This is a genomic window from Pseudolysinimonas sp. 10J20-29, from assembly GCF_055809595.1.
Genome location: NZ_CM147917.1, coordinates 2,394,562 through 2,421,497, shown reverse-complemented (window position 1 = coordinate 2,421,497; position 26,936 = coordinate 2,394,562). Strand labels below are relative to the sequence as shown.

The window sequence follows — 26,936 nt, the reverse complement described above, 5'->3', positions numbered from 1 at the left end:
CCACAATCCGATCACAATCCATAGGGAGTAACGATGAAACGCAGGTTTCTGGTACTCAGCGCTGCGCTCGCCATCGCGGCGACGGCCCTGACGGGCTGTTCTGCTGAGTCGGCCGCCGACTCGGAGAGCACTGAGTCGACTGGCCTCACCATCAAGTACGTCATCAACGGAACGCTGGGGGACAAGTCCTTCATCGACTCCGCCGCGCGCGGGCTGGCCGAAGCGGAAGAGCTCGGCTACAACATCAAGACGGTCGAGCTGGGTTACGACGAGAGCACCTGGGAATCGGGACTCGCTGATGCGGCCGCGGGCGATGACTACGACATCCTCGTCGCCGGCTCCTACAGCATGTCCGACTACGTCGGCCGCGTGGCGCCGCAGTACCCCGACAAGAAGTTCTGGGTCTACGACGCACCGCCGGACTACACGGGAGCGGTCGGATGCGACAACCTGTGCGAGAACGTCTACTCGGTGACCTTCAAGCAGAATGAGGGCTCCTACCTGGTCGGGTTCCTGGTCGCCACCCTGCTGGCCGACGGTTCGCTTCCGAACGCGGACGGTCTCACCAAGGCGGGTATCGTCGGTGGGCAGGACATCCCCGTCATCAATGACTTCATCGTGGGATTCATCAACGGCTTCGTTGACGCGGGCGGTTCCGAGAGCGACGTCATCGTCCAGTACGTCGGCGGCGACAAGGCCTTCAACGACCCGGCTCGCGGAAAGGAAATCGCCTCGAGCATGTTCGATGCGGGTGCCGCGGTGGTCTGGGGTGTCGCGGGAGGATCCGGCGCCGGTGTGATGGAGTCGGCGGCCGATCACGGTCTCTACTCGATCGGTGTCGACTCCGACCAGTACCTGACCGAGACGGATGAGGCGCTCAAGGCGACCATCCTCACCTCCATGGTGAAGGGTGTCGACGCGGCTCTGCCGCGTGCGGCGAACCTCGAACTCGAGGGAGCGCTCGTCTACGGTGCCGCGGAGAACGTCGGAATCGCGGAGGGCGGCGTGAGCCTCGCCACCGAGAACGACAACTACGCCACGCTGGTCCCGGCCTCCGTCGCCGAGCTGGTCAACGAGGTCTACGAGTCGATCAAGGCTGGCAACGTGTCGATTGCAACTGCATTCTGAACATGACGTCAACGCGCACGACCCGGGAGGCGTCGGTGGAGTCTGTCTCCGCCGCCGCCTCCCGGCGCGCCACCGCACCGCGGCTGTCGTTCTCGCGGCTCAGCAAGGAGTACTCCAACGGGGTCGTCGCGTGCTCCGACATCAGCTTCGACATCGAGCCCGGCACGGTGCAGGCGATCATCGGCGAGAACGGCGCTGGCAAGTCCACGCTGATGAAGATGCTCTACGGGATGGAGCGGCCCAGTTCCGGTTCGATCACGATCGACGGCGAGCCGGTCGCGCTCGGGTCCTCCCACGATGCGATCGCTCACGGCATCGGGATGGTCCATCAGAGCTTCATGATGGTCCCCACCTTCACTCTCGCCCAGAACATCGTGCTCGGCGCCGAGCCGATGAAGCACGGGCTCCTCGACCGTCGACGCGCGGTCGAGGAGGTCACCGAGCTCTCTCGTCGCTTCCAGCTCACGATCGACCCGAACGCGAAAGCGCGTGACGTTCCGGTCGGCATGCTGCAAGCGCGCCGAGATCCTCAAGGCGCTGTATCGCGGCGCCCAGATCCTCGTGCTCGATGAGCCCACGGCCGTCCTGGCACCGCAGGAGACGACGGAGCTCTTCCGGGCGCTGCGCGAGTTCGCGGCATCCGGACGCACCGTCATCTTCATCTCCCACAAGCTTCGCGAGGTCATGTCCGTCGCGGACAACGTCGCCGTCATGCGCTCCGGTCGCCTCGTCGGGCGGGTGGCTGCCGACTCGACCTCCGAGGGCGAGCTCGCCTCCCTGATGGTCGGACGGTCGGTGGCGGCGCAGACGCGCTCTCCCGCGAAGCACATCGGCGAGACCGCTCTTCGCGCCACCGGCCTCAGCTGTCTCAACGACCTCGGCCAGCCCGCAACCGTCGACATCGACTTCGAACTGCATCGCGGCGAGATCGTCGGGATCGTCGGCGTCGAAGGGAACGGCCAGACGGAGCTCATCGAGACCATCGCCGGCCTGCGCGACGCGACGGCGGGCAGCGTGACGATCGCCGGCTCCGAGGTGACGACGCTGTCGGTGCGCGAACGGCGCGAGCTCGGCCTGCGGCACATCCCGGAGGACCGGATCAAGAACGGGGCGGCGCTGTCCGAGTCGATCGCCGACAACCTGATCGTCGACCGGTACACGCGTCCGCCGTTCGCGCGACACGGGATCCTCGACACGCGCGCGGTCGACGAGAACGGCGAGCGGCTCATCGACCGCTTTGCGATTCGTGCCGCCGACCCGAAGGTGCCGGTCGGCTCGCTCTCCGGCGGCAACATCCAGAAGGTCATCGTGGCGCGCGAACTGGACGACGACGCCGTGGTGCTTCTCGCCGCGCAGCCCACGCGCGGGGTCGACATCGGGGCCATGGAGTTCATCTACGCGCAGATGCGCGGTGCACGCGATCGGGGAGCGGCCGTCCTGCTCGTGTCGGCCGATCTCACGGAGGCGCTTTCGCTCTCGGATCGGCTCATCGTGCTGCGCCAGGGACGAGTCGTCGCCGAGTTCGATGACGTCGCCGCCGTGACAGAGGAGATCATCGGGATGCACATGCTCGGCGCCGTCGCCAGCCCGGCCGAGGGCGGTGACCATGCTTCCGACTGACACCAGCACGAGCACCGGGGCCGCGTCGCTCGTGTCGTACGACCGGGAGGCCGACCGCGCCGCGGTTCGCATTCAGCGCCGCCGGGACACGCTCGAGGCCTTCGCCGCGGTCATCGTCACAATCGTCATCGCCCTCGCGATCTGCTTCGTCATGCTGCTCGCGGTCGGCAAGGACCCGGTCGAGGCGTATCACTGGCTGCTCACCGGACCGTTCTCCCGGACGACGCGACTCGGCCAGGTCATCGTGCTCACCACGACGCTGACGATCCTCGGCCTCTCCGTTGCGATCCCGTTCCGCTCGGGGCTGCTGAGTCTCGGCGCCGAGGGGCAGCTCTATATGGGGGCGCTCGCCGCCACCGCCGTGAGCCTCGGATTCCCGCTCTCACCCGGATTTGGGATCATTGTGCCGATGATCGCGGCCATGACGGCGGGCGCGATCGTCGGGCTCATCCCCGGTTGGATGAAGGCGTACCTCGGAGCGAATGAGCTCGTCTCGAGCCTGATGCTGAACACGGTGCTCATCCAGCTCTACGGGTACATCCTGACGCGCCACCTGACACCCGAGGGCGCGACGAGCGTCGCGTCGGCGTACCTCCCCGACGAGAGCGTCATTCCGAGCCTCACCAGCGTGACCGGGATCGCGTTCGGGCAAGCGAACTTGGCGTTCATCCTGGTACCGCTGCTGACCGTTGCCGTGTGGGCGATCATCCAGCGGACTCCATTCGGTTACGAGGTGCGCACTCAGGGCAGCAACAGCCTGTTCGCCGCCTACGGAGGCATCAAGTCCAAGCGAGTGATCATCCTCGGGTTCCTCATCAGCGGCGCGATCGCCGGACTCGCCGGCGCGCACCTTGTCGAGGGGGTCAATGGGCGGGCGCTCCTCACGCTCTCCGTGAGCACCGGGTTCGACGGGATCATGATCGCGATCCTGGCGCGCAACAACCCGCTCGTGATTCCGTTCGCCGCGCTGTTCTACAGCTACCTCAAGGTCGGCGGCAACGTCATGGAGCAGGAGATGTCCGTCGGTACCGAGATCGTGAGCGTGATCCAGGCCCTGATCGTGCTCCTGGTGACCTCCCAGTTCGTGATGAGTGTGGTCAAGAAACGACGCGCTGCGCGTCTCGAGAAGCGGGAGTTCGCATGATCTGGGACACAGTCTTTTCGACGCTCTTCCTCGCCGCCATTCTGCGTGTCTCGACGCCCATCCTGCTCGCCGCGATCGGGGGCATGCTCTCCGAGACCGCGGGCGTCCCGAACATCACCCTTGAAGGATCGATGCTGGCAGGTGCGGCGTCGGGCGCTCTCATCGCCGGACTGAGCGGCAACGTGTGGCTGGGGTTGACAGCCGCCGTGGCGGCCGGGTGCTTGGTCGGGTTGCTGTTGGGCGTGTTCCACCTCGAGTTCGGTGCCGATCCGATTGTCGTCGGAATCGGGCTGAACCTCCTCGTGGCCGGGCTGTCGACCTTCATCGTCTTCAGCGTCCTCGGCGACAAGTCGGGGACCGGTTCGCTGGGCGGGAACACCCTGCCGGAGGTGCAGATTCCGGCGCTCGCCGACGTTCCGTTCGTCGGCGACGTCCTTCTCGGTCAGCACATCCTGACCTACGTGGCGTTCATCGCCTGGGGAGTGATGGCGTTCGTGCTTGCCCGCTCGCGCTTTGGACTCCACATTCGCGCGATCGGCCAGAATCCCCTCGCCGCTTCGACAGCGGGCGTTGATGTGAAGCGCTTGCAGTATGCGGCCGTGCTCATTACCGGGGCTTTGGCCGGATCGGCGGGGGCGTTCTTGTCGATGGGGTACGTGTCGAGCTTCCTCCGAGACATGACTGCGGGCCGCGGGTTCATCGCCGTGGCGGCGATTTTCCTCGGCGGGATGCGGCCGTTGGGCGTCGGCGTGGCATCGCTCGTATTTGGATTCTTTGCCGCGCTGTCGATTCGACTGGGCAACGGGGACATTCCGAGCCAGCTGGTTCAGGCGATTCCGTACCTCGCGACACTTGTGGGTCTCGGTCTCTTCGCCTGGCGCGAGTCGCAGCGGCGGCAGCAGTTCGCGGTGATGGAGACCTCGCGCTGGGAGCGGCTGAAGCGCTGGCGCCGCGGGCTCACGCGGACGTGACGCCGGGGGCGCATCCGCAGCTCGCGCGGTACACGGGGGCGCACTCGAAGTAGTGGACGCCGTTGTCGTCAGTGCGCTCCAGCAGCAACTCCACGGCGCGCTCGCCCATCTCCTCGAACGGCTCGGTGATGGTCGACAGCTCGGGCACCGTCGTCGCGGTCTCGAAGACACCGTCGAACGAGATGATCGCGAGATCATCGGGAATTCGGAGGCCGAGTCTCCCCGCGGCGTGAAGCGCACCGAAGGCGAGTTCGTCGGTCGCGGCGAAAACGGCTCGGGGGCGATCCGAAAGCGGGAGCCACTCGCTCATGGCACGCGACGCGCTCTGGCGATCGTGACGTGACCGGATGATGTGCTCGGCGCCTGCGTTCGCACGGGCCTGCACGGCATCCCGCCACCCGCGGGTGCGCTCGCCCACCGGCCCTTCGTCGTCTTCGTGCGTCAACAGGGCGACGGTCGGGAATCCGTGGTGATCGAAGAGATGGTCGGTGGCCCGTCGAGACCAGGCGCGGTTATCGACCGTGACAAGCGCGCCGTCGAGCCCCTCCGGCCGATTGTGCAGGAAGACAGCACGCGTCGGGGACGTCGAGAGCAGGGACAGCAGCTCCTGTGAATTGCCCAGACCTGCGACGATCACGCCGGCGACGCCCTCATCGAGCAGGCCCGCGAGCAGGGCTCGCTCCTGATCGGTGCTGAACCCTGAGTTCCCGGTCATCGTCAGGTAGCCGCGACGAAGCGCCGCCGCTTCGACTTCTTGCGCGAGCTGCACGTAGAACGGGTCGGCCATGCCGGGCACGACGAGGCCGATGAACGATTGCCGTTGGGAGCGGAGTGCGCGCGCGGCCCTGCTCGGCCGGTAGCCGGTCTCGGCGATGACCTTCAGCACGCGTTCGCGAGTCGACGCGGAGACCGGTCGCGGGCCGTCGTTGATGACATAGCTCACCACCGCCGTCGATGTGCCAGCCAACCGCGCAACGTCCGCGAGCCTGGGTCGACGCGGCTCCCCGGTGGTCATGCTCACAACGTACACTCCGCGCGCGTCGCGACGATCGTTGAGGGCGGGGCCATGTGCGACATCAGGTCACCGTCTGACCTAGTGCGAGCCGCCGGGAGGGCCGATCACGAGCAGGATCGTGAAGATCGCGATCAGCACGACGACGAAGATCAGCACGAGCACGACCGGGCGGCGCACGAACCAGCGCACCAGGCTGTCCAGGAAGGTGCGGTCGCCCGTGGCGTCCGGCTCGGTGCGCCAGGCGCCGTCGAGCTTGCCGCGGCGGTCGAGCCAGACATCCACCGGGATGGTGGCGTACGGCACGATCGCGCTGACGACGGCCAGTGCGACCAGGCCGGGCTTCCAGCGGCGGTCGATGCCGACCAGCAGCGAGATGCCCGCGTAGGTGAGGAACACGAAACCGTGGATGCCTCCGCCGATCGTGACCGCGATCGCCAGGTCGGCGGTCGCGCGCAGGATTAAGCCGGTGATGAGCAGGGTCCAGGTGATGGCTTCCGCGATCGCGACGATGCGGAAGAGCTTCTTCGGGGTCATGCGCGCGACAGGCTCGCTTCCAGCACCGAGCGGAAGAAGCCGAGACCGTCGATGCCGGAGCGCATCGCGACGTCGGTGTCGGGGCCGAAGCCCGGCTCGACGGCGTGCTCGGGGTGCGGCATCAGCCCGACCACGTTGCCGCGGGCGTTCGTGAGACCGGCGATGTCACGCAGAGAGCCGTTCGGGTTGCCGTCCAGGTAGCGGAACGCCACCAGGCCCTCGCCCTCCAGCCGGTCGAGCGTCTCATCGTTGGCGATGTAGCCGCCCTCGCCGTTCTTCAGCGGGATGGTGATCTCCTGGCCCTCGGTGAAGGCGTTCGTCCACGCGGTGGAGGCGTTCTCGACGCGGAGCTTCTGGTCGCGGCAGATGAAGCTGCCGTGGTCGTTGTGGATCAGACCGCCCGGCAGCAGGTGCGACTCGACCAGGATCTGGAATCCGTTGCAGATGCCGAGCACCGGCATCCCCGCGTTCGCGGCGTCGATGACCTCCGCCATGATCGGGCTGCGCGCCGCGATCGCACCGCAGCGCAGGTAGTCGCCGTAGCTGAAGCCGCCGGGCAGCACGATCGCGTCGACGCCGTGCAGGTCGTGCTCGCCGTGCCAGAGCGCCACCGGCTCGGCGCCGGCGAGGCGGATCGCGCGCTGCGCGTCCCGGTCGTCGAGCGAGCCGGGGAAGGTGATGACGCCGACGCGCATCAGGCGGTGACCTCGTCGGCGACGGTGATCGAGACGACGTCCTCGATGACCGAGTTGGAGAGCAGCTCGTCGGCGAGCTCGCGCACGTCGGCCAGCACCGCATCCGTGATCTCGCCGTCGACACTCAGCTCGATGCGCTTGCCGATGCGCACGCCGCTGAACTCGCTCTTGCCGAGACGGTTGAGGGTTCCCGCGACGGCCTTGCCGGCGGGGTCGAGCAGTTCAGGCTTGGGCATGACCTCGACGACGATGGTGGGCACGGCGAACTCCGGTCTGTCGGCGGTGGGAACCACCCCAGTCTACGAGTCGGCGGAGATCTCCGGCACCGGCCAGCGCGCGTCCAGCGCGTCGAGGACGGCGGCCCGCGCCGCGGTCAGTCGCACCACCTCGGTTCGGGTGCGGTCGGCGGTCTCGGCGGCGGCGAGCACCTCGCTCGCGCGGCGGCGGATCCCCTCCGCCAGCTCGGGGTGGATGCTCCGCCAGGCCACCTCGCGCAGCAGGCGCAGCAGGCGCAGCGCGACCTCGAGGTCGCCCGCGCCGTACTGGCGCGGTCCCGAGATCGCGATGTCGAGCATCGCCTCCAGGTCGAAGCTGCCGCCCCACCACCCGGATGAGGCCGTCCTCGTCGCGCTCCACGGTCGAGGGGATCGGCCGCGACACCAGGTCGCCGACGACGCTCGACACGTGCCCGAGGGCGTGCACCGCGGTGGTCGGGTCGTTGACGCCGGGCGAGAGCGCCTTCACGGCCACGTCGACCAGCTGCCGGATGCCGAAGCCGACATCCTGCACCGAGGTGCGCTCGTACTCGACGAGGTGGGCGCGGGCGATGGCGGCGTCGATCCGCTCGGTCGCCTCCGCGTCATCCGGTCGCGGTCCCTCCATCGGGTCGCGCGGCCACCAGGATGCGATCGGTGCGCCCTCGATGACGTCGTCGCCGACGGCCGTGTCGACCGAGATCACCAGGTTGTCGCGCACGGCGACGCCGCGCAGTGCGGTGCGGTCGACGCCGACCAGGAACCCGGAACGGGTGGCGAGGGTGAGCCGACGCTCGTCGGGCTCGGCCGGGAGGTCGTGCGCGTCGTCGGTCGGCGGCTCCTCGGAGTAGAGCGCGCGGACGGTGCGCGTCGTCTCGCCGTGCACATCCCGCAGCATCGTCTCCACCCGCAGACGCGTCGCCAGGTGAGCCAGGAACAGCGTCAGGGTGACGACCGCGGCGAGCATCAGCACGAAGGTCAGGCTCACCGCCAGGCGCGGGACGAAGCCGGTGTCGTTGACGACGCTCTCGTCGGCCGAGCGCACCGAGCGCAGCACCGTCATCGCGAAGGCGAAGGTGCCGAGGAACATCGCCAGCGTGGCGTGCACGCGGCGGTCGCTGGCGAACATCCGCAGCAGTCGCGGCGAGGCCTGGCTGCTCGCCAGCTGCAGGGCGACGACGGTGAGCGAGAACGTCAGCGAGGTGACCGTGATGAGCGAGCCGGCGATCGAGGAGAGCATCGCGCGGGCCGAGTCCGGGGCGCCCGCGAACAGGAGGGCGCCGAGCCACTCGGGGACGATCGGGTCGAGCACCCGGTCGAGCTCGGGCAGGGCGACACCGAGGATGACCCCGGCCACGATCGCCGCGGTCGGCAGGGGCCACACCCGGCTCTGGACAGCCTCGCGGAGCCGATCCCAGCGTTGACGGAGTCGTCGATCGCCCATGCGCCGGAGTCTAGTCGGCGGGCCCGCGCGCTCCGGAGCGGTCGCCCGGATACGGTTCGCCCGCTCGTCGTCGATGGAGGCAAAGAGACAACTAGTGCGGGAGGAGGGTGTCCCAGTCGTCGCTCTCTTCGATTCGGAAGAACTCGTCTACGAAGTCGGTCGGAATGAGTTCGTTCGAAAGCGCTGCCATGATCGCGAAGGGCTGCATCAACGGGTCGCGGAAGCGGTAGCGATACTTGCGCGACTCGCCGCGGCGTTGAAGAATTTGCCCTCGTTCATCGGTCAGAAACTCGGAAAGGTGACGAGCAAATGCCGGGATTTCGTACGGCCTTCCCATGATTCGCGACATTGGGGCGGTCACGGCGCTAGGAGCGAAGTAGCCGAGTTGATCCTTCGGGGCGAGCGCGCACGCGGCCAGCACTTGCGCATACAGGTTCTCTTTGCGCGGGCTCTGCACCGCCTTGATGTAGGCCGATGCGGAGGAATGCTTCTCGTTGACCAGGTCCTTAGTTGACCGGTCGACGTGCTCAAGGGTGACCACGTCTCGATCGTCCTGGATGGCTCGCGTCCCCGACTTCAGCGAGAGCGAGTGCGCGTAGGTGGGGAGACCTTCCGAAAGCTTGATGATCCTCGCCAGGGCCGGTCGCTCGATCGACATTTCGAGGCTCTCGAACCCATTCCGCACCAGCTCCACGATGTCCTTGCCGTTCATTCTCGGCATCGGTACTTCTTCGATCGCGCGCTTGATCGACTCGTGTTCTCCGACAAGATCATCGATCGAGTCCGCCACTCCGACGAGCACAACCTTCGTCTCGACCACGTGGTCGGAGAGCGCCTTGAGCGTGTCGGCCATCAACGAAAGCGCGCTGTCGTCTTCGAGGCGGTCGTACTCGTCGAGGACTACGGCCCTTGGGGGCCGAACGGTCTCAAGCAAGATTCGAATATCGTCGGGGTTCGGCGTTCCGTAGTTCCAAGATTCCGGGACATCTACTCCTAACGCCTGCATCACACGCTTCCAGAGGCTGGCAAAAGTGTCGTTGACGTTGGAGTTAACCCGGACCGCGAATTCTCGCGTTGCGCTCCCCGACCCGATGTAGAGCTCTGAGAGAACATTGGCCAACGATGTCTTTCCGACGCCTCGCTCCCCATACAGGACAGCATGACGACCGGGCTGGGCGATCACGCCCGTGATTTGAATGATTTGATCAAGCCGACCGGCAAACGCTTCGCGCTTTCGAACCGGCGCGGAGGGCGTGAACACTGTGTTTATTGCACGGATCTTCGCGATCTTCGTCAGTTGGTTGCTGTCGGCCATGTCGCAATTATCACAACAACGCTGTCGCGGCGCAATAAGTATTGGCGGCAACGCTGTTGAGTTGGTGGTGAAGCGCGAACGGCGCTGTTCCCAGGAACCCTGGCTCGAGCCTTTGGTCGGACTGGGTGAATCTAAAGCGAAGACGCGAGAAGTATTCGGCTAGTACGTCCCGCTCTCGGGAGTGAGCCAGTGCGAGCCCCGACGCAACCTAGGCCCAAGGCGCGCCGATGACGTCCCGCACCGCATCTGCTTCAGCCTTTCATGGCCAGGTGGTGGTCGCAGGTTCCGGTGGCCACGAACAGCGCTCGTCCGGGACTACTGATCTACCGGTCGACGCCACGCGCCCGAACGTAGGAACTGCGCGCCGGATTGGTATCCCCTGCAGACGTTCGAGTGATCGACCGCGGTCCCGCCGAGAAAAGGGCCGGTTGATTCGGTCAAGCTCCCCTGGGCGAGGTCCTTTGGGGCGAAGACGAACGCCTGCGTCGCTGACCTGCCGTTGCCTAAATTGACTGACTGTGACCGCGATCCCACTGCAGCAGGATTTCGCTGTGCTCAGCGACTACCGAAGAGCATCGCGAGGCTCAAGAGTTGGTCGCTCAATCCGGCGAGCGAACCGCGGGGCGCGCGCCCTCGGGTAGACAGATGCGGCGAGACTGGCCCAGGTTCCAACACGTTCGCCATATGCAAAGGTGCACAGAACGCGGGCCCGAATGCTGCAACGCGCGCATATGGCACCCGACCAACGCCCGAGCGCTGCCCAGGCTCAACGTGGTCAGGCAGACGGCAGGTTCGCGCTCGCCAGGAGGCGTACATAAGCCGTTCCCCGTCGGGCCACGCCATTCGGAGCACGCTGGGCTCGGGCTGGGTGACGCGCCGGGCGGCGGCCGCGGTGCCAGCGAACGCCTCAGCGAGACCGGGGCGACCACGCCTCGGCGGATCGGCACCGCCAGCGCGACGAGGTTCGTCACCCCGCGCTGTCCGCGTTGAGCGAGGCAGAGACCGCGGAACTGGCTCGGCCGCTCTCTCGGGTGAGAGAGCGCATATCCGGAATATGATTCCTTGTCGTCATTGCTCGAGGAGTCCGCATGGCTGAGACCGCGTCGCGTCCGTCACTATCCCGTTTTCAGCGCGGGTGGCTCGCGATCTATTGGATCGGATTCGGTGCGAGCAGCACATTCATGCTGTGGGCAACCGTCGGGCTCCTCGTCGGCGTCGTCGAGCTGACGCAATGGATTCCGGTGCTGTTCGGATGGGTCGCCGCGCTGCTGGCGGCGCTCTCCGGCAGTCGGCTCGCCGCGATCCGGGCGAGCGATCTGGCGTTCGTGATGGGCACCGGCACGGCGCGCGCCATCACCCTCGGCTGGGCGTTCGTGGTCGCCGGGATCCTCTTCGGATCGATCATCGGCGTGCTCGCCGACATCGACAGCGACGAACTGGTCGCCCCCATCACGGGCGTGATCGGCACCATCGGCGCGGTCGCGCTGCTCGCGATGTTCGGACCCGGCTACAGCGAGTACTGCGAGGCCCGGCATGTGACGCTCGGCTCCGAGTGGTCGCGCGAGGCGCGGGGCCTGGCCCGCCGGATGCGGCGGCGTGCGGCTCAGGCGGCGTCGAGCGACTTCTCGAAGCAGACCGAGAGCTCCGCGTCGACGTAGTACCCGAACCGCGGGATCTCGTGGAACCCGGCGCGCTCGTAGAACCGCACCGCGGCGCGCTGCTCCAGCCCCGTCTCCAGCACCAGGCGCGACCAGCCGCGCTCCCGGGCGGCCGACTCGAGTGCGCCGAGGATCGCCTCGGCGACCCCCGCGCCGCGCCGCTCCGGAACGACGAACATGCGCTTGATCTCGCCGTGCGAGGCGTTGATCGGGCGGAGGCCGCCGCATCCGACGGGCTCCGCGCCGTCGAAGGCGACCAGGAACAGCGCGATGTCGTCGCCGGTCGGCTTCGGGCCGGGCTCCGTGTCCTCGCCGCGGTACAGCGCGCGCACCTCCGCCTGCTGGCTCTCGCGCAGCGCATCGCCCGCGGGATCCTCCCAGGGCACCTCGCGGATCTCCAGCGAGAGCGCGGTCACCCCGTGATCCGGTCGGCCAGCTCGCGGTAGCGCGCCGCCGTCTTCTCCACGATGTCGTCGGGCAGCGCCGGCGGGGTGCCCGTCTTGTCCCAGTTCGCCGCGAGCCAGTCGCGCACGATCTGCTTGTCGAAGCTCTCCAGGCGGCGCTCGCCGCCCGCGGCGTACACCTCCGCGTCCCAGTAGCGGCTCGAGTCGCTCGTGAGCACCTCGTCGGCGAGGGTCAGGTCGCCGCCGTCCTCCGGGTCGAGGCCGAACTCGAACTTCGTGTCGGCCAGGATCAGCCCGTGCTGCGAGACGATCTCCGACGCGGTGCGGTAGATGTCGAGGCTGCGCGCGCGCAGCTCCTCGGCGCGGTCGGCGCCGACCAGCTCGACCGTGCGCTCGAAGGTGATGTTCTCGTCGTGCTCGCCGAGCGGCGCCTTGAACGCGGGAGTGTAGATCGGCTCGGGCAGCTGGTCGCCCTCGCTCAGCCCCGCCGGCAGCGGCAGACCGCACACGGTCTGCGTCTCGCGGTATTCGGCCCAACCGGAGCCGACCAGGTAGCCGCGCACGACCGCCTCGATCGGCAGCATGTCGAGCTCGTGCACGTGCATCGCCCGCTCGGCGATGCCCTCCGGCAGGTGCTCGCCGAGCGCCGGGTGCGCCGCCACCAGGTGGTGCGGAACGCCGAGCCGGCGGAACCACCACATGCTCAGCTGGGTGAGCATGGCGCCCTTGCCGGGGATCGCCGGCTCCAGCACGTGATCGAAGGCGCTGACGCGGTCCGAGGCGACGACGAGGACGCGGCCGGGCTCGTCATCCTTGACGTAGAGCTCGCGGACCTTGCCCGAGTAGACGTGCTTCCAGCCGAGCTCCAGCAGGCGCGGATCGCCGGCCGCGTGGGCGCCCGGGCGGGGGTCGTCGGAGGTGGGGAGTCCGGTCATGATGCGGTGTCCGATCCCGCGGGCCGCGTGACGCGCTCCGCGATGTCGTGGCGGTAGTGGCCGCCGTCGAGTCCGATGCGTCCGATGGCCTCGTAGGCCCGGGTGCGGGCCTCCGTGAAGTCGTGGCCGTGGGCCACCACGCCCAGCACGCGGCCGCCGGTCGCGACGTGGCGCTCGCCCACGAGCGCGGTGGCGGCGTGCGCGAGGGTGACGCCCGGAACGGCGGCGGCCTCGTCGAGGCCGGTCAGCTCGCGCCCGGTGATCGGATCCTCGGGGTAGCCCTCGCTCGCCAGCACCACCACGACGGCGGCGTCGTTCGAGAACTCGGGGTAGCTCCTGCCGCCGAGCCGCCCGGTGGCGGCGGCGAGCAGCAGCTCGGAGAGCGGGGTCTCGAGTCGCGGCAGCACCACCTGGGTCTCCGGGTCGCCGAAGCGCGCGTTGAACTCGATCACCTTGACGCCCGCCTCGGTGATGATGAGGCCGCAGTAGAGCAGGCCGACGAACGGGGTGCCCTCCGCTTCGAGCGCACGGACCGTCGGCAGTGCGATCGTGTCGAGCACCTCGTCGACGAAGGAAGCCTCGCTGCCCCAGCGGTCGTTCAGCCACGGCAGCGGCGAGTACGCGCCCATGCCGCCGGTGTTCGGGCCCTCGTCGCCGTCGAGCGCGCGCTTGTAGTCCTGCGCGGGGCTGAGCGGCACGACGTCGTGCCCGTCGGAGAGGAAGAACAGCGACACCTCGGGGCCGCTCAGGAACTCCTCGATCAGCACCGGCCCCTGCTGCAGGTAGTGCAGACCGTGGGCGAGCGCCGCCGAGTGGTCGTTCGACACCAGCACGCCCTTGCCCGCGGCGAGGCCGTCGGCCTTCACCACGTAGGGGGCGCCGAGGTCCTCGAGCGCGGTGGCGAGCTCGTCGGGATCCGTGGTGCGGATCGCGCGGCCGGTCGGCACGTTCGCCGCGTCCATGATCCGCTTCGCGAACGCCTTCGAGCCCTCCAGGGCGGCGGCCCGCTTGCCGGGGCCGAACACCGGGACGTTGACCGCGCGCAGCGCATCCGCCACGCCCGCGACGAGCGGGGCCTCCGGGCCGATGATGACGAGGTCGACGTCGCTCTCCCGTGCGTAGGAGGCGACCAGTTCGCCGTTCTCCGCGTCGAGCGCGACCGTCTCGACCTCCGCCGCGATTCCGGCGTTGCCGGGGGCGGCGATGATTTCGTGATTCGCATCTTCGCGAATCAGAGCTGCGACGATCGCGTGCTCGCGGGCGCCCGAACCGAGGACCAGGATTCTCACCTGGCCAGGCTACCTGGCGCGCGCGAGGCGCCCGAACCTGTCCAGCGAACCGTGAGTTCTGCGGGGTCGGTTGTTAGCGTGGAGGCATGGCGAAGGCGAAGATCGCGGCGATCGTGGGCGAAGCATCCATCCGCAAGGAGATGCGGGGCGAGGGCGATCGCGACTCGACCGCGCTCGCGACCCGGTACCTGCTGCAGCTGCTGGCCGAGAAGGCGCCGGGGCACTCGGTCGAGGTGCGGGTGCCGCCGTTCGGCGCCGTGCAGGTGGTCGGCGGCCCCGGCCACACGCGCGGAACGCCGCCCAACGTCGTCGAGATGGATGCCGCCACCTGGATCGCGCTCGCCACCGGCACGCTCGACTGGGCGGCCGCGATCGAGTCGGCGCACGTCGTCGCCTCCGGCACCCGCGCCGACCTCAGCGAGTTCCTGCCGATCTCGTGGGAGAACCCGGCGCTCCCCGCGTGACCGACAATGGAGGGGTGAGCAGCCCCGAATCCGACAACGCCGGCGACGAGCGCCAGGAGGTGCGCATCCGGCGCGCCCCGCGCATCGGCGTCTTCCTGACCCTCGGCATCGTGCTGGGCGTGATCGGCACGCTCGTGGCGACGAGCCTGTTCGAGCCGGACCCGAGCATCGGGTTCGCGGCGACCTTCGGCTACTTCCTCATCTACGGCGTGCCCGCGGGGGCGCTGCTCGGCGCCGTCGTCGCCCTCATCCTCGACGCGATCTCGCGCCGCCGCGCCCGCACCGCGACCGCCACCCGCACCCCCCGCTGACCCGCGCCCGCGCGGGCAGCGCTCGGCGGAAGAGGGGTCAGCTGAGCTGGTTGGACTCGAGCCAGGCGAGGTACTCGTCGGTGACGTTGCCGGTGATGTAGTCGCCCGTGAAGCAGCTCATCTCGAGGCCCTGGATGTCGGAGCCCTCGAGGATGGCCGACTGCATGTCCTCGACCTCCTGGTAGATCAGGTAGTCGGCGCCGAGCTCGGTCGCGATCTCGGGGATCTTGCGACCGTGCGCGATCAGCTCCGCCCGGGTCGGCATGTTGATGCCGTACACGTGCGGGTAGCGCACCGGCGGCGCGGCACTCGTGAAGGTCACCGAGTTGGCGCCCGCGATGCGCGCCATGTCGACGATCTCCTTCGAGGTCGTGCCGCGCACGATCGAATCGTTGACGATCAGCACGTTCTTGCCCTTGAACTCGGAGCTCATCGCGTTGAGCTTCTGCTTGACGCTCTTCGAGCGCTGCTCCTGCCCGGGCATGATGAAGGTGCGGCCGACGTAGCGGTTCTTGTAGAAGCCCTCGCGGTACTCGATGCCGAGCTTCTGCGCCACCTGCATCGCGGCGGGACGCGAGGAATCCGGGATCGGCATGACGACGTTGATGTCGCCGGACGGCGTGTACTTGGCGATGGTGTCGGCGAGCCGGTCGCCGAGGCGCAGGCGCGCGTCGTAGACGGAGATGCCGTTCATGATCGAGTCGGGACGCGCCAGGTAGACGTACTCGAACGAGCACGGGATCAGGCGCGGGTTCTTCGCGCACTGCCGCGCGAACAGCTCGCCCGAGCGCGAGATGAAGATCGCCTCGCCGGGTTCGACGTCGCGCACGACCTCGTAGCCGCCGTTCTCGAGCACGAGCGATTCGCTCGCCACGACCCACTCGGTGCCGACGAGTCCGCTGGTGCGGCGACCCAGAATGAGCGGACGGATGCCGTAGGGGTCGCGGAATGCCAGCAGTCCGTGCCCGCCGATGAGCGCGATCGCGGCGTAGGAGCCCTCGACCCGCTCGTGCAGCGTCTCGATGGCGTCGAAGATCTGGTCGGGGTCGAGGTCGGTGCCACGCACCTGCGACTGCAGCTCGTGCGCGAGCACGTTGACCAGCAGCTCGGTGTCCGAGCTGGTGTTGAGGTGCCGGCGGTCGACCCGGAACAGCTGGTCGCTCAGCTCACGCGTGTTGGTGAGGTTGCCGTTGTGCACGAGCACGATGCCGTACGGCGCGTTCACGTAGAACGGCTGCGCCTCCTGCTCCTTCTCGGCGTCGCCGCGCGTGGCGTAGCGAACATGGCCGAGGCCCATGGTGCCGAGCAGGGTGCGCATGTCGCGCGTGCGGTACGCCTCACGGACCTGGCCTTTGGCCTTGTGCATGTGGATGATGCTGCCGTCGGCGGTCGCGATGCCGGTGGAGTCCTGGCCGCGATGCTGCAACAGCGCAAGGCTGTCGTAGACCTGCTGGTTGACTGGGCTCGAAGAGACGATGCCGACAATGCCGCACATTCCGCGGAGTGCTCCCACCGGTGAAGGATGCGTACCCGCACCGCGGGTACGTCTCAGTCTCGCATAGGGCGGCGTCGCATCGCGCGGCGGACGGCTACCCTGGCTGTGTGACCGCCGCATCCAGTTCTCATGGTGACGCCAGCTACGCCGCCGCCGGCGTCGACACCGCCGCGGGTGACCGCGCCGTCGAGCTGATGAAGGCCGCGGTCGGCGCGACCCACGGACCGGAGGTCCTGGGCGGCGTGGGCGGCTTCGCCGGACTGTTCGACGTGAGCGCGCTGCGCGACTTCCGCCGCCCGCTGCTGGCGACGAGCACCGACGGAGTCGGCACGAAGATCGACATCGCGATCGCGCTCGACAAGCACGACACGATCGGGCAGGACCTGGTCGGCATGGTCGTCGACGACATCGTCGTGGTCGGCGCGAAGCCGCTGTTCATGACCGACTACATCGCCTGCGGCAAGGTCGACCCGCACCGGATCGCCACCCTGGTCGAGGGGGTCGCGCGCGCCTGCGCCGAGACCGGCACCGCGCTGGTGGGCGGCGAGACCGCGGAGCACCCGGGCCTGATGAAGCCGCACGAGTACGACATCGCGGGCGCCGCGGTGGGAGCCGTCGAGGCGGATGCGGTCCTCGGCCCGGAGCGCATCGAGCATGGCGACCTGGTGGTCGCGATCGCGTCGAGCGGTCTGCACAGCAACGGCTTCTCGCTGGTGCGCCACATCCTGGCGAACGCGGGCGTCGGTTACACCGACCACTCGGCCGAGCTCGGCGGAACGGTCGGCGAGGTGCTGCTCGAGCCCACTCGCCTGTACACGAGCCCGCTGCTCGGCATCCTCGCCGACCTGCCGGGGGCCGTGCACGCCCTGAGCCACGTCACGGGCGGCGGGATCGCCGCCAACCTGGCCCGCGTGCTGCCGCGCGGCGCCTGGGTGGAGGTCGACCGCTCGACCTGGAGCCCGGACCCCGTGTTCCGCGTCCTGGCCGACCTCGGCGGGCTCGCGCTCGCCGACACGGAGGGCACCTGGAACCTGGGCGTCGGCATGTTCGCGGTCGTCGCGCCCGACTCGGCCAGCGCGGTGACGCGTGCGCTTGAGGCGGCGGGGATGCCCGCGTGGGTCGCGGGCCGCGTCACGGTCGGCGATCGCGATCTCGACGGCTTCGAGCAGGGCGCCAAGGGCGTGGACGGCGGCGCGGTGCGCCTCGTCGGCTCGCATGACCACTAGCGCTCGGCCCGCGGCGCTCACGACGTTCGACGGTCGTCCCGCCGCGCAGTTGTGGTCGCTGGAGCCGTCGTCGCTGCACCTCAACCACGGCTCGTTCGGGGCGGCGCCGCGCGTCACGGTCGAGGAGCGGGAGCGCCTGCTTCGTGAGGTCGAGCTGAATCCGCTGCGCTGGCACCTGGGGGTGCGTGACCGGATCGTCGAGGCGCGGACCTCGCTCGCGGCATTCCTCGGCGTCGACGCGCAGGAGCTCGCCTTCGTGCCGAACACGAGCGCCGGGACCACGGCCGTGCTGCGTGCGGCGGTCACGGGTCCCGTGCTGATCACGAATCACGCCTATGGCGCGCTGGCGTCGTCCGCCCGTGCGACGGCGGCGCGTGCGGGCACCGACGTCCGCGTCGTCGACGTCCCGTTGAGCGCCGATCGGGCGGAGGTGCTCGACCGGGTTGCCGAGGCGCTCGTTCCCGAGATCTCGATGTTCGTGGTCGACCAGATCACGTCGCCGACGGCGCGGCTGTTTCCGGTGGAGGAGCTCGCGGCGCTCGCGGCGGAACGCGGGGTGCCGATCCTGGTCGATGCGGCGCACGCGCCGGGGATGCTGCCCGGCCCCGCGGCGGCCCCGGTCGACGCATGGGTGGGAAACCTGCACAAGTTCGCCTGCGGGGTGCGCGGCGCGGCCGCGATCGTGCTTCGCGGGTCGTGGGCGAGCCGGGTCCAGCCGCCGACGGATTCGTGGGCGATCGACGAGCCGTTCCCGGCGCCGTTCGACGTCCAGGGCACGATCGACGCGACCTCGTACCTGGCGACGGTGTTCGGCATCGCGCAGCTCGAGGAGCTGCTCGGCTGGGAGCGGATCCGTGACCATCAGCACGCCGTGCTGCGCTATTCGCAGGAGCTGATCGCGGAGGCGTTCGGCGACGCGACCGGCGAGGATCACCGCGTCTCGGTGGCGATGCCGGCACCGGCGATGGGCCTCGTGCGTCTGCCGGACGGGCTCGTCTCGGAGGCGGAGGGCGCGGGCGGGCTGCGGGCCCGCATCGCTGACGAGCTGGCGGTCGAGACGCAGATCGCGAGTTGGGGCGGCAGCGACTTCCTGCGGATCTCCTCGCACGCCTACTCGACGGCGGAGGACGCCGAGCTCTTCGTCGACCGTGCCGTGCCCGCGCTGCTCGGCTGGGCCGCGGAGGGGGCGCGCCGCCAGCGAATCTGACGCGGAAGGGGGGATCCCGGCATGAGTCTTCATCGACAATTGACCTCGCTCGGGGGTTGCGCCTATAGTTGCCGCAAGACCTGCGAAATCGATTGTTCACTGGAGTCGGCGACGCGGGTCTCGGCCGGTTCTGCACCGTCCGGGGACATCCCGTCCTGCGATCTGCACATCTCAACGAGGAGATAGGAACTCAGAGTGTTTGCTCAACGAAGTGGCACAGTCAAAAAGGTCGCGGCGCTCGCGACCGGTATCGCGGTCGCGCTGTCGCTCGCCGCGTGCGGTTCAGACAGCGGCGCCGCAGAAGGCCCCGTCGAGCTGCGGATGACGTGGTGGGGAGACGACTCCCGCCACGAGCGCACCAACGCCGCCCTCGATCTGTTCGAAGAGCAGAACCCGGGCATCACCGTCGTGCGCGACTTCAGCGGTTTCGACGGCTACCTCGACAAGATCACCACCCAGTACACGGGTGGGAACTCCCCCGACGTGATCCAGCTCTACAACGAGGTGCTCGTCGAGTTCGCGTCGCGCGGCCAGCTGATCGACCTCAACGAGCAGGTCAACGCCGGCGAGCTGTCGCTCGACGGATGGCCGAGCGACCTGATCGAGGTCAACACCGTCGACGGCGCCCTCAGCGCGATGCCGTTCGGCCTCTCGACCCACGGCTTCATCTTCGACCAGACCTCCCTCGACAGCCTCGGCGTTGCCGCGCCGGAGGAGGGCTACACCTGGGAGGACCTCCGTGACTTCGCGGGCGAGGTTCGTGAGGCGTCCGGCGGCGATGTCGCGGGCGTCACCGACCTCTCGCACAGCTACCAGGTGTTCGAGGTCTGGGCGAAGCAGGCGGGCGAGGAGTACCTCACGGCCGACGGAATCGGCTTCAGTGACGACACGCTCCGCGACTTCTGGACCTACTGGGCCTCGGTGCGCGACAACGGCGGGGCCACCTCGCCCGACGTGTCGTCGGAGTACCAGGGCACGCCGTACGACGCCGTGATCGGCGGAGTCGCGACCTCGACGTTCCTGTTCATCAACCAGTACGACCCGGTTCAGGGCAACACGCCGAACGAGCTCGTGCTCCAGCGGATGCCCGGGGAGGCGGACAGCCCCGGACAGTACCTCCGCACCGCGATGAACCTGGTGGTCTCGTCGCAGTCGGAGCACCCGGCCGAGGCGGCGCGTCTGCTCGACTTCCTGCTGAACGACCCGGCGGCCAACGAGCTGCTTGGCCTGAACCGCGGATTCCCGGCCAACGCGTCGGTCATCGAGGCGGCATCGGCGGACGCGAACGACAACGTCGCGGCAGCCATCGCGGTGTTCGAGTCGGTCCGTGAGAACGGATCCCCGGCGCCGGTTCCGGCCCCCGCCGGTTCGGGAACCGTGAACTCGCTGTTCGCGGAGGTCGCTCAGCAGATCCAGTTCGGTCAGCTGACGATCGACGAGGCTGTCGAGCAGTTCCTGTCCCAGGCGGCGTCCGAACTCGGCTGAGTTCGGCCCGTCAACTCTCAAGAAAGACAACGATGACGCTCACTCGCTCAACGCAGAGCAACGAAGACGCGAGCGATGCACGCGACGGTGAGCGCCGGGTGCGGGGGGCCAAGGCCCCCCGCACCTCCCGGCCCGCATCGATCCGACGCGCACTCCTGGCCGAACGCATCGCACCATATCTGTTCCTCGCCCCCTGGATGATCGGATTCTTCGCGATCACCCTCGGGCCGATGGCGGTGTCGCTCTACCTCTCGTTCACCGACTTCAGCCTCTTGGCCCCGGCGCAGTGGGTCGGCCTCGACAACTACGAGAAGCTGTTCACCAACGACCCGAAGTATCTGGACTCGGTCCGGGTCACGCTCGTCTACGTGCTGGTCTCCGTGCCGCTGCAACTGGCGTTCGCGCTCGCGGTGGCGATGGTGCTCAACCGGGGCCTTCGCGCCCTGGCGCTCTATCGCTCGATCTACTACCTGCCGTCGCTCATCGGCGCGAGCGTCGCGATCGCCGTCCTGTGGCGTCAGATGTTCGGCTCGCAGGGCCTCATCAATCAGGTGCTGGAGGTCGTCGGCATCGACGGCCCGAGCTGGATCGGAAGCCCCGACACCGCTCTGGGCACCCTGATCGTCCTCAACGTCTGGACCTTCGGCTCGCCGATGGTGATCTTCCTGGCCGCGCTTCGCCAGATCCCGGCCTACCTCTACGAGGCGGCCGCGGTCGACGGGGTGTCGAAGCTGCAGACGTTCCGGCACATCACGCTGCCGATGCTCAGCCCGGTGGTGCTGTTCAACCTCATCCTTCAGATGATCGGCGCCTTCCAGGCGTTCACCCCGGCCTTCGTCGTCTCGGGCGGCACGGGCGGTCCGATCAACTCGACGCTGTTCTACACGCTCTACCTCTACCAGCGCGGTTTCACCGGATTCGACATGGGCTACGCGAGCGCGATGGCATGGGTGCTGTTCGTCGGCATCGCCATCGTGACGGCTCTCAACTTCTGGTTCTCAAAGTATTGGGTGCACTATGACGACTGACACCAAGTTCGACGAGCGAACGGTCGCGCTCGGCGTCGGCCAGCAGCGCAGCCGCGTTCGATCGACCTTCTCGCACACTCTCCTGATCGCGTTCGGCATCGTGATGCTCTATCCGCTGATCTGGATGCTCGGCGCCTCCTTCAAGGAGAGCGAGAACATCTTCAGCGAGATCTCGCCGTTCCCGAACCCGATCACCTTCGACAACTACGTGCGCGGGTGGGAAGGCGCTGGCGTCGGCTTCGGCACGTTCATGCTGAACTCGACCGTGGTCGCGCTGCTCTCGGTGGTGGGCAACCTCGTCGCGTGCTCGTTGGCGGCATATGCCTTCGCGCGAATGAAGTTCCGCGGGCGCGGCTTCTTCTTCGCCTGCATGCTGGCGACGCTGATGCTGCCGTATCACGTGCTCCTGATCCCGCAGTACATCCTGTTCTCCGGCCTGGGCTGGGTGAACACGATCCTCCCGCTGGTGGTGCCGAAGTTCCTCGCGGTGGACGCCTTCTTCGTCTTCCTGATGGTGCAGTTCCTGCGCTCGCTCCCACTGGAGCTCGACCAGGCCGCGAAGGTGGACGGCGCGGGTCCGTGGAAGACGTTCTGGTTCGTCATCCTCCCGTTGACGGTGCCGGCGCTCGCGACGACCGCGATCTTCACGTTCATCTGGACGTGGAACGACTTCCTGTCGCCGCTGATCTACCTCCAGGATCCCCGCAACTACACCGTGCCCCTCGGGCTCAACGCGTTCCTGGACGCCAGCGGTGACAGCGCATGGGGCCCCATGTTCGCAATGGCGGTGCTCTCGCTGGGCCCGCTGTTCGGATTCTTCCTCGCCGGTCAGAAGTACCTGACCACGGGAATCGCCACGACCGGATTGAAAGGCTGAAAACTCGAATGGCTCGAGCACGTATCGCGATCATCGGCGCGGGCGGCATCGGTGCGAACGCGCACCTGCCGGCGATCGCCGCGCTCCCCGACGATGTCGAACTCGTCGCGATCGTCGACTCCGACGCATCGCGTCGCGCCGACGCCGGGGAGAAGTTCGGCTGCACCCAGCTGTACGCCGACACGACGCAGATGCTGGCGGAGGTGAAGCCGGACATCGTGGTCGTCGCGACGCCGCCGCACGTCCACGAGCCGCTCGCCATCGAAGCGATGCGGGCCGGGGCGTGGGTGTTCTGCGAGAAGCCGTTGACGGGTTCGCTCGCGTCGGCCGACCGCATCGCCGCCGTCGAGGCCGAGACCGGCAACTGGTGCGTGACAGTGTCGCAGTTCCGCTACTCGGGCGGTTCGGGCCAGGTGGCCGAGAGCCTGCGGTCGCGGCGCTGGGGTCGACCGCTGCTGGGGATCTCGCACACCAACTGGTACCGCGGCCCCGACTACTGGGACATCCCGTGGCGCGGTCGCTTCGCGACCGAGTTCGGCGGCTCGACGACGACGCAGGCCTATCACGCCATCGACCTGATGCTCTGGCTGATGGGCGGCGACTGGCAGTCGGTCAGCGGGATCGCCGACACGCTGACCCGGCCGATCGAGGTCGAGGACGCGAGCGTGGCCACGGTGCGCTTCGCGAGCGGCGCGATCGGCAGCGTCGTCTCGACGGTCGTCAGCCACGACCCGACGACGCGCCTGGAGATCATCGCCGAGGAGGCGACGGTCCGTCTGGAGACCCTGTACCTGCCGCTGCTCGATGAGTGGTCGGTGCGCACCATCGGTGCCGACGACGCCGCCGTGGAGCTCGCGGATTGGGCCGCCGACGAGCCGCCGATGAACGTGAACGCGCATCGCGCCCAGCTGGCGGAGCTCGTGGCGCGCTGGCGGGACGGGGCGAAGCCCGAGCTCACGACCGCGGAGTCGCGGGCGACGCTGGAGTTCCTGGCCGGACTGTACAAATCCTCGGCGGAGGGCCGTGAGGTGGTCCGCGGAGAGATCGGCCCGGGCGACCCCTTCTATGAGGCGCTGGATGCCGCCGGACCGGCGCGAGCGGCGGCGCGACGTGGCTGAGATGCTGATTGCCGACATGCCCGCCGGCGGCCTTGCCGTGCACGGCGAACACGGCGAGATCGCTCGCCTGGAGCTCGGTGGCGAGATCGCTGCGGTGAACACGCCGAAGCCGTTCATCCACCCGCTTCGCACCCCCGGCGGCGTCACGATCACCGGCTTCGCTCCCGACGATCACCCCTGGCACCACGGGCTCCAGTTCGCCATGCCGCGGGTCGATGAGCACAACCTGTGGGGCGGCGGGACCTACCTGAGCCCGGAGCAGGGATACCAGGTGCTGGACAACCAGGGCCGGATCGACCACCTCGCGTGGACGGAGCGCCGTGACGGCGAGTCCGCCGTGATCGGCCAGACGCTGCGATGGGTGGGGAACGACGGACGAGCGCTGCTGGACGAGGAGCGCGCCTGGAGCTTCGCCGTCACCGAGGTGGACGGCGTCGCCGCGCTGATCATCGACTTCGAGTCCGCGCTTCGGAGCGCGACGGGCGAGGCCGTGAGCCTCGCGACGCCGGCCCAAGCGGGCCGCGACGACGGCGGCTACGGCGGACTGTTCCTGCGCCTCGCCGAGGACTTCGGCGCCGACGCGATCGTCGGCGACGAGTCTGATCTCTCCGAGTCCGGCGGCGACTCCCGCACGATGACCGTCCACGGGCGGACCGGCGAACAGGTGCCCGTGACTCTCGGGTTCTCGTTCCGGGGCGAACCGGCGACCGGCGACCGGCGATGGCTGCACCGCTTCGAGCCGTTCTCGGCCGTCGGGTGGGCGTCGCTCTACGAGTCGGGAATCGACGTGCCCGCGACGGGCGCGCTTCGGTTCCGTCATCGCCTGCTGGTCGCTGACGGGCACCTCTCTCCCGAGGCGGTTCGCTCGGCGCTCTAGCGCCCGGCGCCCGCGCCCGGCGGCGGTGCCGTCGAGGCGCGCACGACGAGGTGCGGGCGCGGCTCGCGGAGGGTGACGTTCTTCAGGGGCTCGCCGTCGAGGTGATCCAGCAGCATCGCGGCCGCACGACGTCCGCTCTCGGCCATCGGCAGTTGCACGGTCGTGAGGGCGGGGGTCGTGTAGGCCGCGATCCAGGCGTCATGGATCGCGACCAGGGAGAGCTCCGCCGGCACGGCGATGCCCGCCGCGGTGGCCGCGGCGAGAGCGCCGACCGCGGCGTTGAGGCTCGCCACGAGCACGGCCGTCGGGCGCTCCGGCAGGGCGACGATGCGCTCGAGCGCCGCCATGCCGGCCGGTGCTTCCCAGCCGCCTTCCCCGATCCACTCCTCGCGGACCGGAAGCGAGTGGGCCGCCAGCGCCTCGCGGAAGGCTGTGAGTCGGCGTGCCGCGGCGTCGTGGTGCGGCGCGCCCGTGATGAAGCCGATGTCGCGGTGGCCCAGTTCGCTCAGGTGCTCGATGGCGACGGCGACGGCCGCCGCGTCGTCGAGTGCGACGGCGCCGTCATGTCCGGGGAGGGTCGAGTTGAACAGGACCACCGGAACATTGATGTCGATCGCCGTCGCGAGCGCGTCATCGTCGAACTCCTCGGCGCGTTGCAGGATGACGCCGTCGACGCGACCTCGTCCGATCAGCTTCGACAGCCCGTTGCTGCTGCGATCCGAGGCGTCGAGCTGGCCGAGCAGCACCGCCGTATGCCGAGAGTCGCATTCGACGTGAACGCCTTCGTGGAGGCGGCCGAAGATCGCGTTGTTGACCTCGGGCACCACGAGCGCGATCGCTCCCGAGCGCGAGAGGCGCAGAGCCCGTGCGCGGTGGTCCGGAACGTAGTCGAGCTGGGCGGCCGCATCCAGGATCCGCTGACGCGTCTCAGCGCTGATGCGGGCCTGCGCGTCGTTGGTGAGCGCGCGAGACGCGACGGAAGGTGAGACGCCTGCCAGCGCCGCCACATCCTTGAGTCTGGCCATTGTGCCGATGCTAGCCGAGAGGCCCCGGTCTAGAGCAGACTTCCGGCACGTGCGAGTCGGGCGCGAACCGCGGCGGGGTCGACCTCCCGGTAGTCGAGGTCGTTTGCCAGGGACTCGAGGGTGGCCGCGGCGGCCGCGTGCCCGTACTCGAAGCACTGCGCCGTCACGCGGGCCGACGCGAGGGCCTCGTGTTCGGCACCCAGGCAGCGCCCCGCGACGATGAGCCCTGTCCCGCGCTGCGGAACCAGGCTGCCGTACGGCACGTCATACCAGTCGTCGAGAAGCCACTGCAGCCGCGGCCGCTCGCCGTCGTGAAGCTCGATCGGCCAGGGTGAGCGCGCGATGCCGTCGTCGCGCTTGCGGCAGGCGACCACATCGTCGTTGGTGAGCGTCGTGATCGCGGCGATGCTGCGGGTCTGGCGGATCCCCGCTTCGACGCCGGTGTCCACCACGAACGATGCTTCGCAGCCCGGAACGGTGTCGCGCAGGAAGGCCGCGTAGCTGCGGACCTGCTGGCGTCCGGCGATCTCGGCGAACGTGAAGTCCTCCGGGTCGATGACGTTCAGCACCCGGCCGTCCGGTGCGGTCAATCGCGTCGCGTTGACGAGCAGCTCTCCCGGTCGGCTGGTGCGGAAGATCCAGATCTTCTCGCGGGGCAGGTCCGCGCCGCGACCGCGAGCCTCGCGGATGGCGTCGCTGACGAACGGCGGGCAGATCGTGTCGGGACCGTAGGCGCGCCAGAAGGCGTCGGTGTCCACGCCGCCCAGGCGGAAGAACATCGTCGGGTTCTGGATGCGGCCCTCGCTCCCGAAGGTGTAGTCGCCGCCCGCGCGACTGACGACCGCCGCGTCTCCGGAGGCATTGATCGTTCGCCGCGCATGCACGGCCACCCGTCCCGCATTGGATTCGAGGATGACGCCGCGCACCGCCTCGCCGTCTTTCACCACGGCCACCACGGCCGTGTGGAAGAGCACGCGGACTCCCGCCTCGGCCAGCAGCGCATCCGCGGTCTCTCGCCACATCAGCGGATCGTGGGCCACCGTCCAGGTCTTCCCGTAGCGCTGCGGCGCGGTCAGGCCGCCGCGCGCGTCGAGGGCCGCGCGGAAGCGCTCGGTGAAGCCGGCGACCACCTGCACGGGAGCGCGGGATGCGTCATCGGACGCCAGGTAGAGGCCGCAGATCGTGCCGGACATTCCCGCGACGGCAGCGCCGCCCGCGAAGCCGTAGCGCTCGATCGCCATGACATCCAAGCCGGCTTCGCTCGCGACCGTTGCGGCGGCGACGCCTGCGGCGCCCAGCCCGACGACGATCACGTTGACCTCGGCGAGGACCGGGAGGCCGTGATCGAGTCCGACGACCGCATCCAGCTGCCACTGCTCGAGGCGGGGGGAGGTGTGTGGGGGGAGCGGCATGTCGT

General features: G+C 68.8%; 27 protein-coding genes. 15 read left to right on the top strand and 12 right to left on the bottom strand.

The features are described from left to right. Positions 1 to 33: 33 nt before the first annotated feature. The 5 genes from AC0L6Y_RS11720 (at position 34) to AC0L6Y_RS11700 (ending at position 4,863) form a co-directional block, all read left to right on the top strand. Positions 34 to 1,128 (top strand): BMP family ABC transporter substrate-binding protein, encoded by a 1,095-nt coding sequence (locus AC0L6Y_RS11720; protein ID WP_473552590.1) that lies wholly within the window; start codon positions 34 to 36, stop codon positions 1,126 to 1,128. A 35-nt stretch (positions 1,129 to 1,163) separates the two neighbouring features. Next, positions 1,164 to 1,700: an ATP-binding cassette domain-containing protein gene (locus AC0L6Y_RS11715; protein WP_473552587.1), complete on the top strand. Its 537-nt coding sequence runs from the start codon at positions 1,164 to 1,166 to the stop codon at positions 1,698 to 1,700. Further along, complete coding sequence (locus AC0L6Y_RS11710; protein ID WP_473552584.1) at positions 1,618 to 2,748, top strand: ABC transporter ATP-binding protein; 1,131 nt, start codon at positions 1,618 to 1,620, stop codon at positions 2,746 to 2,748. Before AC0L6Y_RS11715 ends, AC0L6Y_RS11710 begins: the two co-directional genes overlap by 83 nt. Further along, positions 2,735 to 3,892, top strand: a complete 1,158-nt coding sequence (locus AC0L6Y_RS11705) for an ABC transporter permease (RefSeq protein ID WP_473552581.1) — start codon at positions 2,735 to 2,737, stop codon at positions 3,890 to 3,892. Before AC0L6Y_RS11710 ends, AC0L6Y_RS11705 begins: the two co-directional genes overlap by 14 nt. An 83-nt stretch (positions 3,893 to 3,975) precedes the next feature. Beyond that, the gene (locus tag AC0L6Y_RS11700; RefSeq protein WP_473552577.1) at positions 3,976 to 4,863 is read left to right on the top strand and encodes an ABC transporter permease; all 888 of its coding nucleotides are present in this window, start codon (positions 3,976 to 3,978) and stop codon (positions 4,861 to 4,863) included. Here AC0L6Y_RS11700 and AC0L6Y_RS11695 read toward each other — a convergent pair. The 6 genes from AC0L6Y_RS11695 to AC0L6Y_RS11670 form a co-directional block, all read right to left on the bottom strand. Then, positions 4,850 to 5,830 (bottom strand): LacI family DNA-binding transcriptional regulator, encoded by a 981-nt coding sequence (locus AC0L6Y_RS11695; protein ID WP_473552575.1) that lies wholly within the window; start codon positions 5,828 to 5,830, stop codon positions 4,850 to 4,852. The genes AC0L6Y_RS11700 and AC0L6Y_RS11695 overlap by 14 nt on opposite strands. Positions 5,831 to 5,956: 126 nt before the next feature. After that, positions 5,957 to 6,412, bottom strand: coding sequence for a DUF3817 domain-containing protein (locus AC0L6Y_RS11690; RefSeq protein ID WP_473552572.1), 456 nt, complete (start codon positions 6,410 to 6,412; stop codon positions 5,957 to 5,959). Then, positions 6,409 to 7,107, bottom strand: coding sequence for a phosphoribosylformylglycinamidine synthase subunit PurQ (gene purQ / locus AC0L6Y_RS11685; RefSeq protein ID WP_473552569.1), 699 nt, complete (start codon positions 7,105 to 7,107; stop codon positions 6,409 to 6,411). Before purQ ends, AC0L6Y_RS11690 begins: the two co-directional genes overlap by 4 nt. Next, positions 7,107 to 7,367 (bottom strand): phosphoribosylformylglycinamidine synthase subunit PurS, encoded by a 261-nt coding sequence (gene purS / locus AC0L6Y_RS11680; RefSeq protein WP_473552567.1) that lies wholly within the window; start codon positions 7,365 to 7,367, stop codon positions 7,107 to 7,109. The genes purQ and purS overlap by 1 nt, the downstream gene beginning before the upstream one ends. Further along, positions 7,330 to 8,805: a DUF2254 domain-containing protein gene (locus tag AC0L6Y_RS11675; RefSeq protein WP_473552565.1), complete on the bottom strand. Its 1,476-nt coding sequence runs from the start codon at positions 8,803 to 8,805 to the stop codon at positions 7,330 to 7,332. The genes purS and AC0L6Y_RS11675 overlap by 38 nt, the downstream gene beginning before the upstream one ends. A gap of 91 nt (positions 8,806 to 8,896) precedes the next feature. Further along, a complete protein-coding gene (locus AC0L6Y_RS11670; protein WP_473552562.1) occupies positions 8,897 to 10,120 on the bottom strand; it encodes an AAA family ATPase in 1,224 nt (407 codons plus the stop codon). Positions 10,121 to 11,301: 1,181 nt separating this feature from the next. Between AC0L6Y_RS11670 and AC0L6Y_RS11665 the strand changes: the two genes are divergently transcribed. Then, positions 11,302 to 11,778: a hypothetical protein gene (locus AC0L6Y_RS11665; RefSeq protein WP_473552559.1), complete on the top strand. Its 477-nt coding sequence runs from the start codon at positions 11,302 to 11,304 to the stop codon at positions 11,776 to 11,778. Here AC0L6Y_RS11665 and AC0L6Y_RS11660 read toward each other — a convergent pair. Genes AC0L6Y_RS11660 through purD form a run of 3 tightly spaced genes read right to left on the bottom strand, consistent with a single transcriptional unit; the run spans position 11,724 to position 14,406 of the window. Continuing rightward, positions 11,724 to 12,194: a GNAT family N-acetyltransferase gene (locus AC0L6Y_RS11660; protein ID WP_473552557.1), complete on the bottom strand. Its 471-nt coding sequence runs from the start codon at positions 12,192 to 12,194 to the stop codon at positions 11,724 to 11,726. The genes AC0L6Y_RS11665 and AC0L6Y_RS11660 overlap by 55 nt on opposite strands. Further along, complete coding sequence (locus AC0L6Y_RS11655; RefSeq protein WP_473552553.1) at positions 12,191 to 13,117, bottom strand: phosphoribosylaminoimidazolesuccinocarboxamide synthase; 927 nt, start codon at positions 13,115 to 13,117, stop codon at positions 12,191 to 12,193. The genes AC0L6Y_RS11660 and AC0L6Y_RS11655 overlap by 4 nt, the downstream gene beginning before the upstream one ends. Continuing rightward, positions 13,114 to 14,406: a phosphoribosylamine--glycine ligase gene (gene purD / locus AC0L6Y_RS11650; RefSeq protein WP_473552550.1), complete on the bottom strand. Its 1,293-nt coding sequence runs from the start codon at positions 14,404 to 14,406 to the stop codon at positions 13,114 to 13,116. Before purD ends, AC0L6Y_RS11655 begins: the two co-directional genes overlap by 4 nt. An 86-nt stretch (positions 14,407 to 14,492) precedes the next feature. Between purD and AC0L6Y_RS11645 the strand changes: the two genes are divergently transcribed. Together AC0L6Y_RS11645 and AC0L6Y_RS11640 are read left to right on the top strand one after the other, a co-directional pair. Further along, a complete protein-coding gene (locus tag AC0L6Y_RS11645) occupies positions 14,493 to 14,870 on the top strand; it encodes a sterol carrier family protein (RefSeq protein WP_473552547.1) in 378 nt (125 codons plus the stop codon). 14 nt (positions 14,871 to 14,884) lie between these two features. After that, positions 14,885 to 15,181, top strand: a complete 297-nt coding sequence (locus AC0L6Y_RS11640) for a hypothetical protein (protein WP_473552545.1) — start codon at positions 14,885 to 14,887, stop codon at positions 15,179 to 15,181. Between the two features lie 37 nt (positions 15,182 to 15,218). Here the strand turns inward: AC0L6Y_RS11640 and purF are convergent, their stop codons facing one another. Beyond that, positions 15,219 to 16,676: an amidophosphoribosyltransferase gene (gene purF / locus AC0L6Y_RS11635; protein ID WP_473552542.1), complete on the bottom strand. Its 1,458-nt coding sequence runs from the start codon at positions 16,674 to 16,676 to the stop codon at positions 15,219 to 15,221. Between the two features lie 107 nt (positions 16,677 to 16,783). On the opposite strand from purF, the gene purM reads away from it, so the two are divergent. The 7 genes from purM to AC0L6Y_RS11600 all read left to right on the top strand — a co-directional run bounded on the left by purM (position 16,784) and on the right by AC0L6Y_RS11600 (position 24,494). Further along, positions 16,784 to 17,902, top strand: a complete 1,119-nt coding sequence (purM, locus tag AC0L6Y_RS11630; protein ID WP_473552538.1) for a phosphoribosylformylglycinamidine cyclo-ligase — start codon at positions 16,784 to 16,786, stop codon at positions 17,900 to 17,902. Next, a complete protein-coding gene (locus AC0L6Y_RS11625) occupies positions 17,892 to 19,109 on the top strand; it encodes an aminotransferase class V-fold PLP-dependent enzyme (protein WP_473552535.1) in 1,218 nt (405 codons plus the stop codon). Before purM ends, AC0L6Y_RS11625 begins: the two co-directional genes overlap by 11 nt. Positions 19,110 to 19,430: 321 nt before the next feature. Further along, the gene (locus tag AC0L6Y_RS11620) at positions 19,431 to 20,594 is read left to right on the top strand and encodes an ABC transporter substrate-binding protein (protein ID WP_473552532.1); all 1,164 of its coding nucleotides are present in this window, start codon (positions 19,431 to 19,433) and stop codon (positions 20,592 to 20,594) included. Between the two features lie 32 nt (positions 20,595 to 20,626). Beyond that, positions 20,627 to 21,622 (top strand): carbohydrate ABC transporter permease, encoded by a 996-nt coding sequence (locus tag AC0L6Y_RS11615; RefSeq protein ID WP_473552531.1) that lies wholly within the window; start codon positions 20,627 to 20,629, stop codon positions 21,620 to 21,622. Continuing rightward, complete coding sequence (locus tag AC0L6Y_RS11610) at positions 21,612 to 22,499, top strand: carbohydrate ABC transporter permease (RefSeq protein WP_473552529.1); 888 nt, start codon at positions 21,612 to 21,614, stop codon at positions 22,497 to 22,499. Before AC0L6Y_RS11615 ends, AC0L6Y_RS11610 begins: the two co-directional genes overlap by 11 nt. A gap of 8 nt (positions 22,500 to 22,507) precedes the next feature. Further along, positions 22,508 to 23,617: a Gfo/Idh/MocA family protein gene (locus AC0L6Y_RS11605; protein WP_473552526.1), complete on the top strand. Its 1,110-nt coding sequence runs from the start codon at positions 22,508 to 22,510 to the stop codon at positions 23,615 to 23,617. Between the two features lies 1 nt (position 23,618). After that, the gene (locus AC0L6Y_RS11600) at positions 23,619 to 24,494 is read left to right on the top strand and encodes a DUF6807 family protein (protein WP_473558491.1); all 876 of its coding nucleotides are present in this window, start codon (positions 23,619 to 23,621) and stop codon (positions 24,492 to 24,494) included. Here AC0L6Y_RS11600 and AC0L6Y_RS11595 read toward each other — a convergent pair. Then, entirely contained in the window at positions 24,491 to 25,519 is a 1,029-nt protein-coding gene (locus AC0L6Y_RS11595) for a LacI family DNA-binding transcriptional regulator (RefSeq protein WP_473552524.1), read from the bottom strand. The two genes, AC0L6Y_RS11600 and AC0L6Y_RS11595, sit on opposite strands and share 4 nt — an antisense overlap. A 29-nt stretch (positions 25,520 to 25,548) precedes the next feature. Continuing rightward, entirely contained in the window at positions 25,549 to 26,931 is a 1,383-nt protein-coding gene (locus AC0L6Y_RS11590) for an FAD-dependent oxidoreductase (RefSeq protein ID WP_473552521.1), read from the bottom strand. Positions 26,932 to 26,936 lie beyond the last annotated feature (5 nt).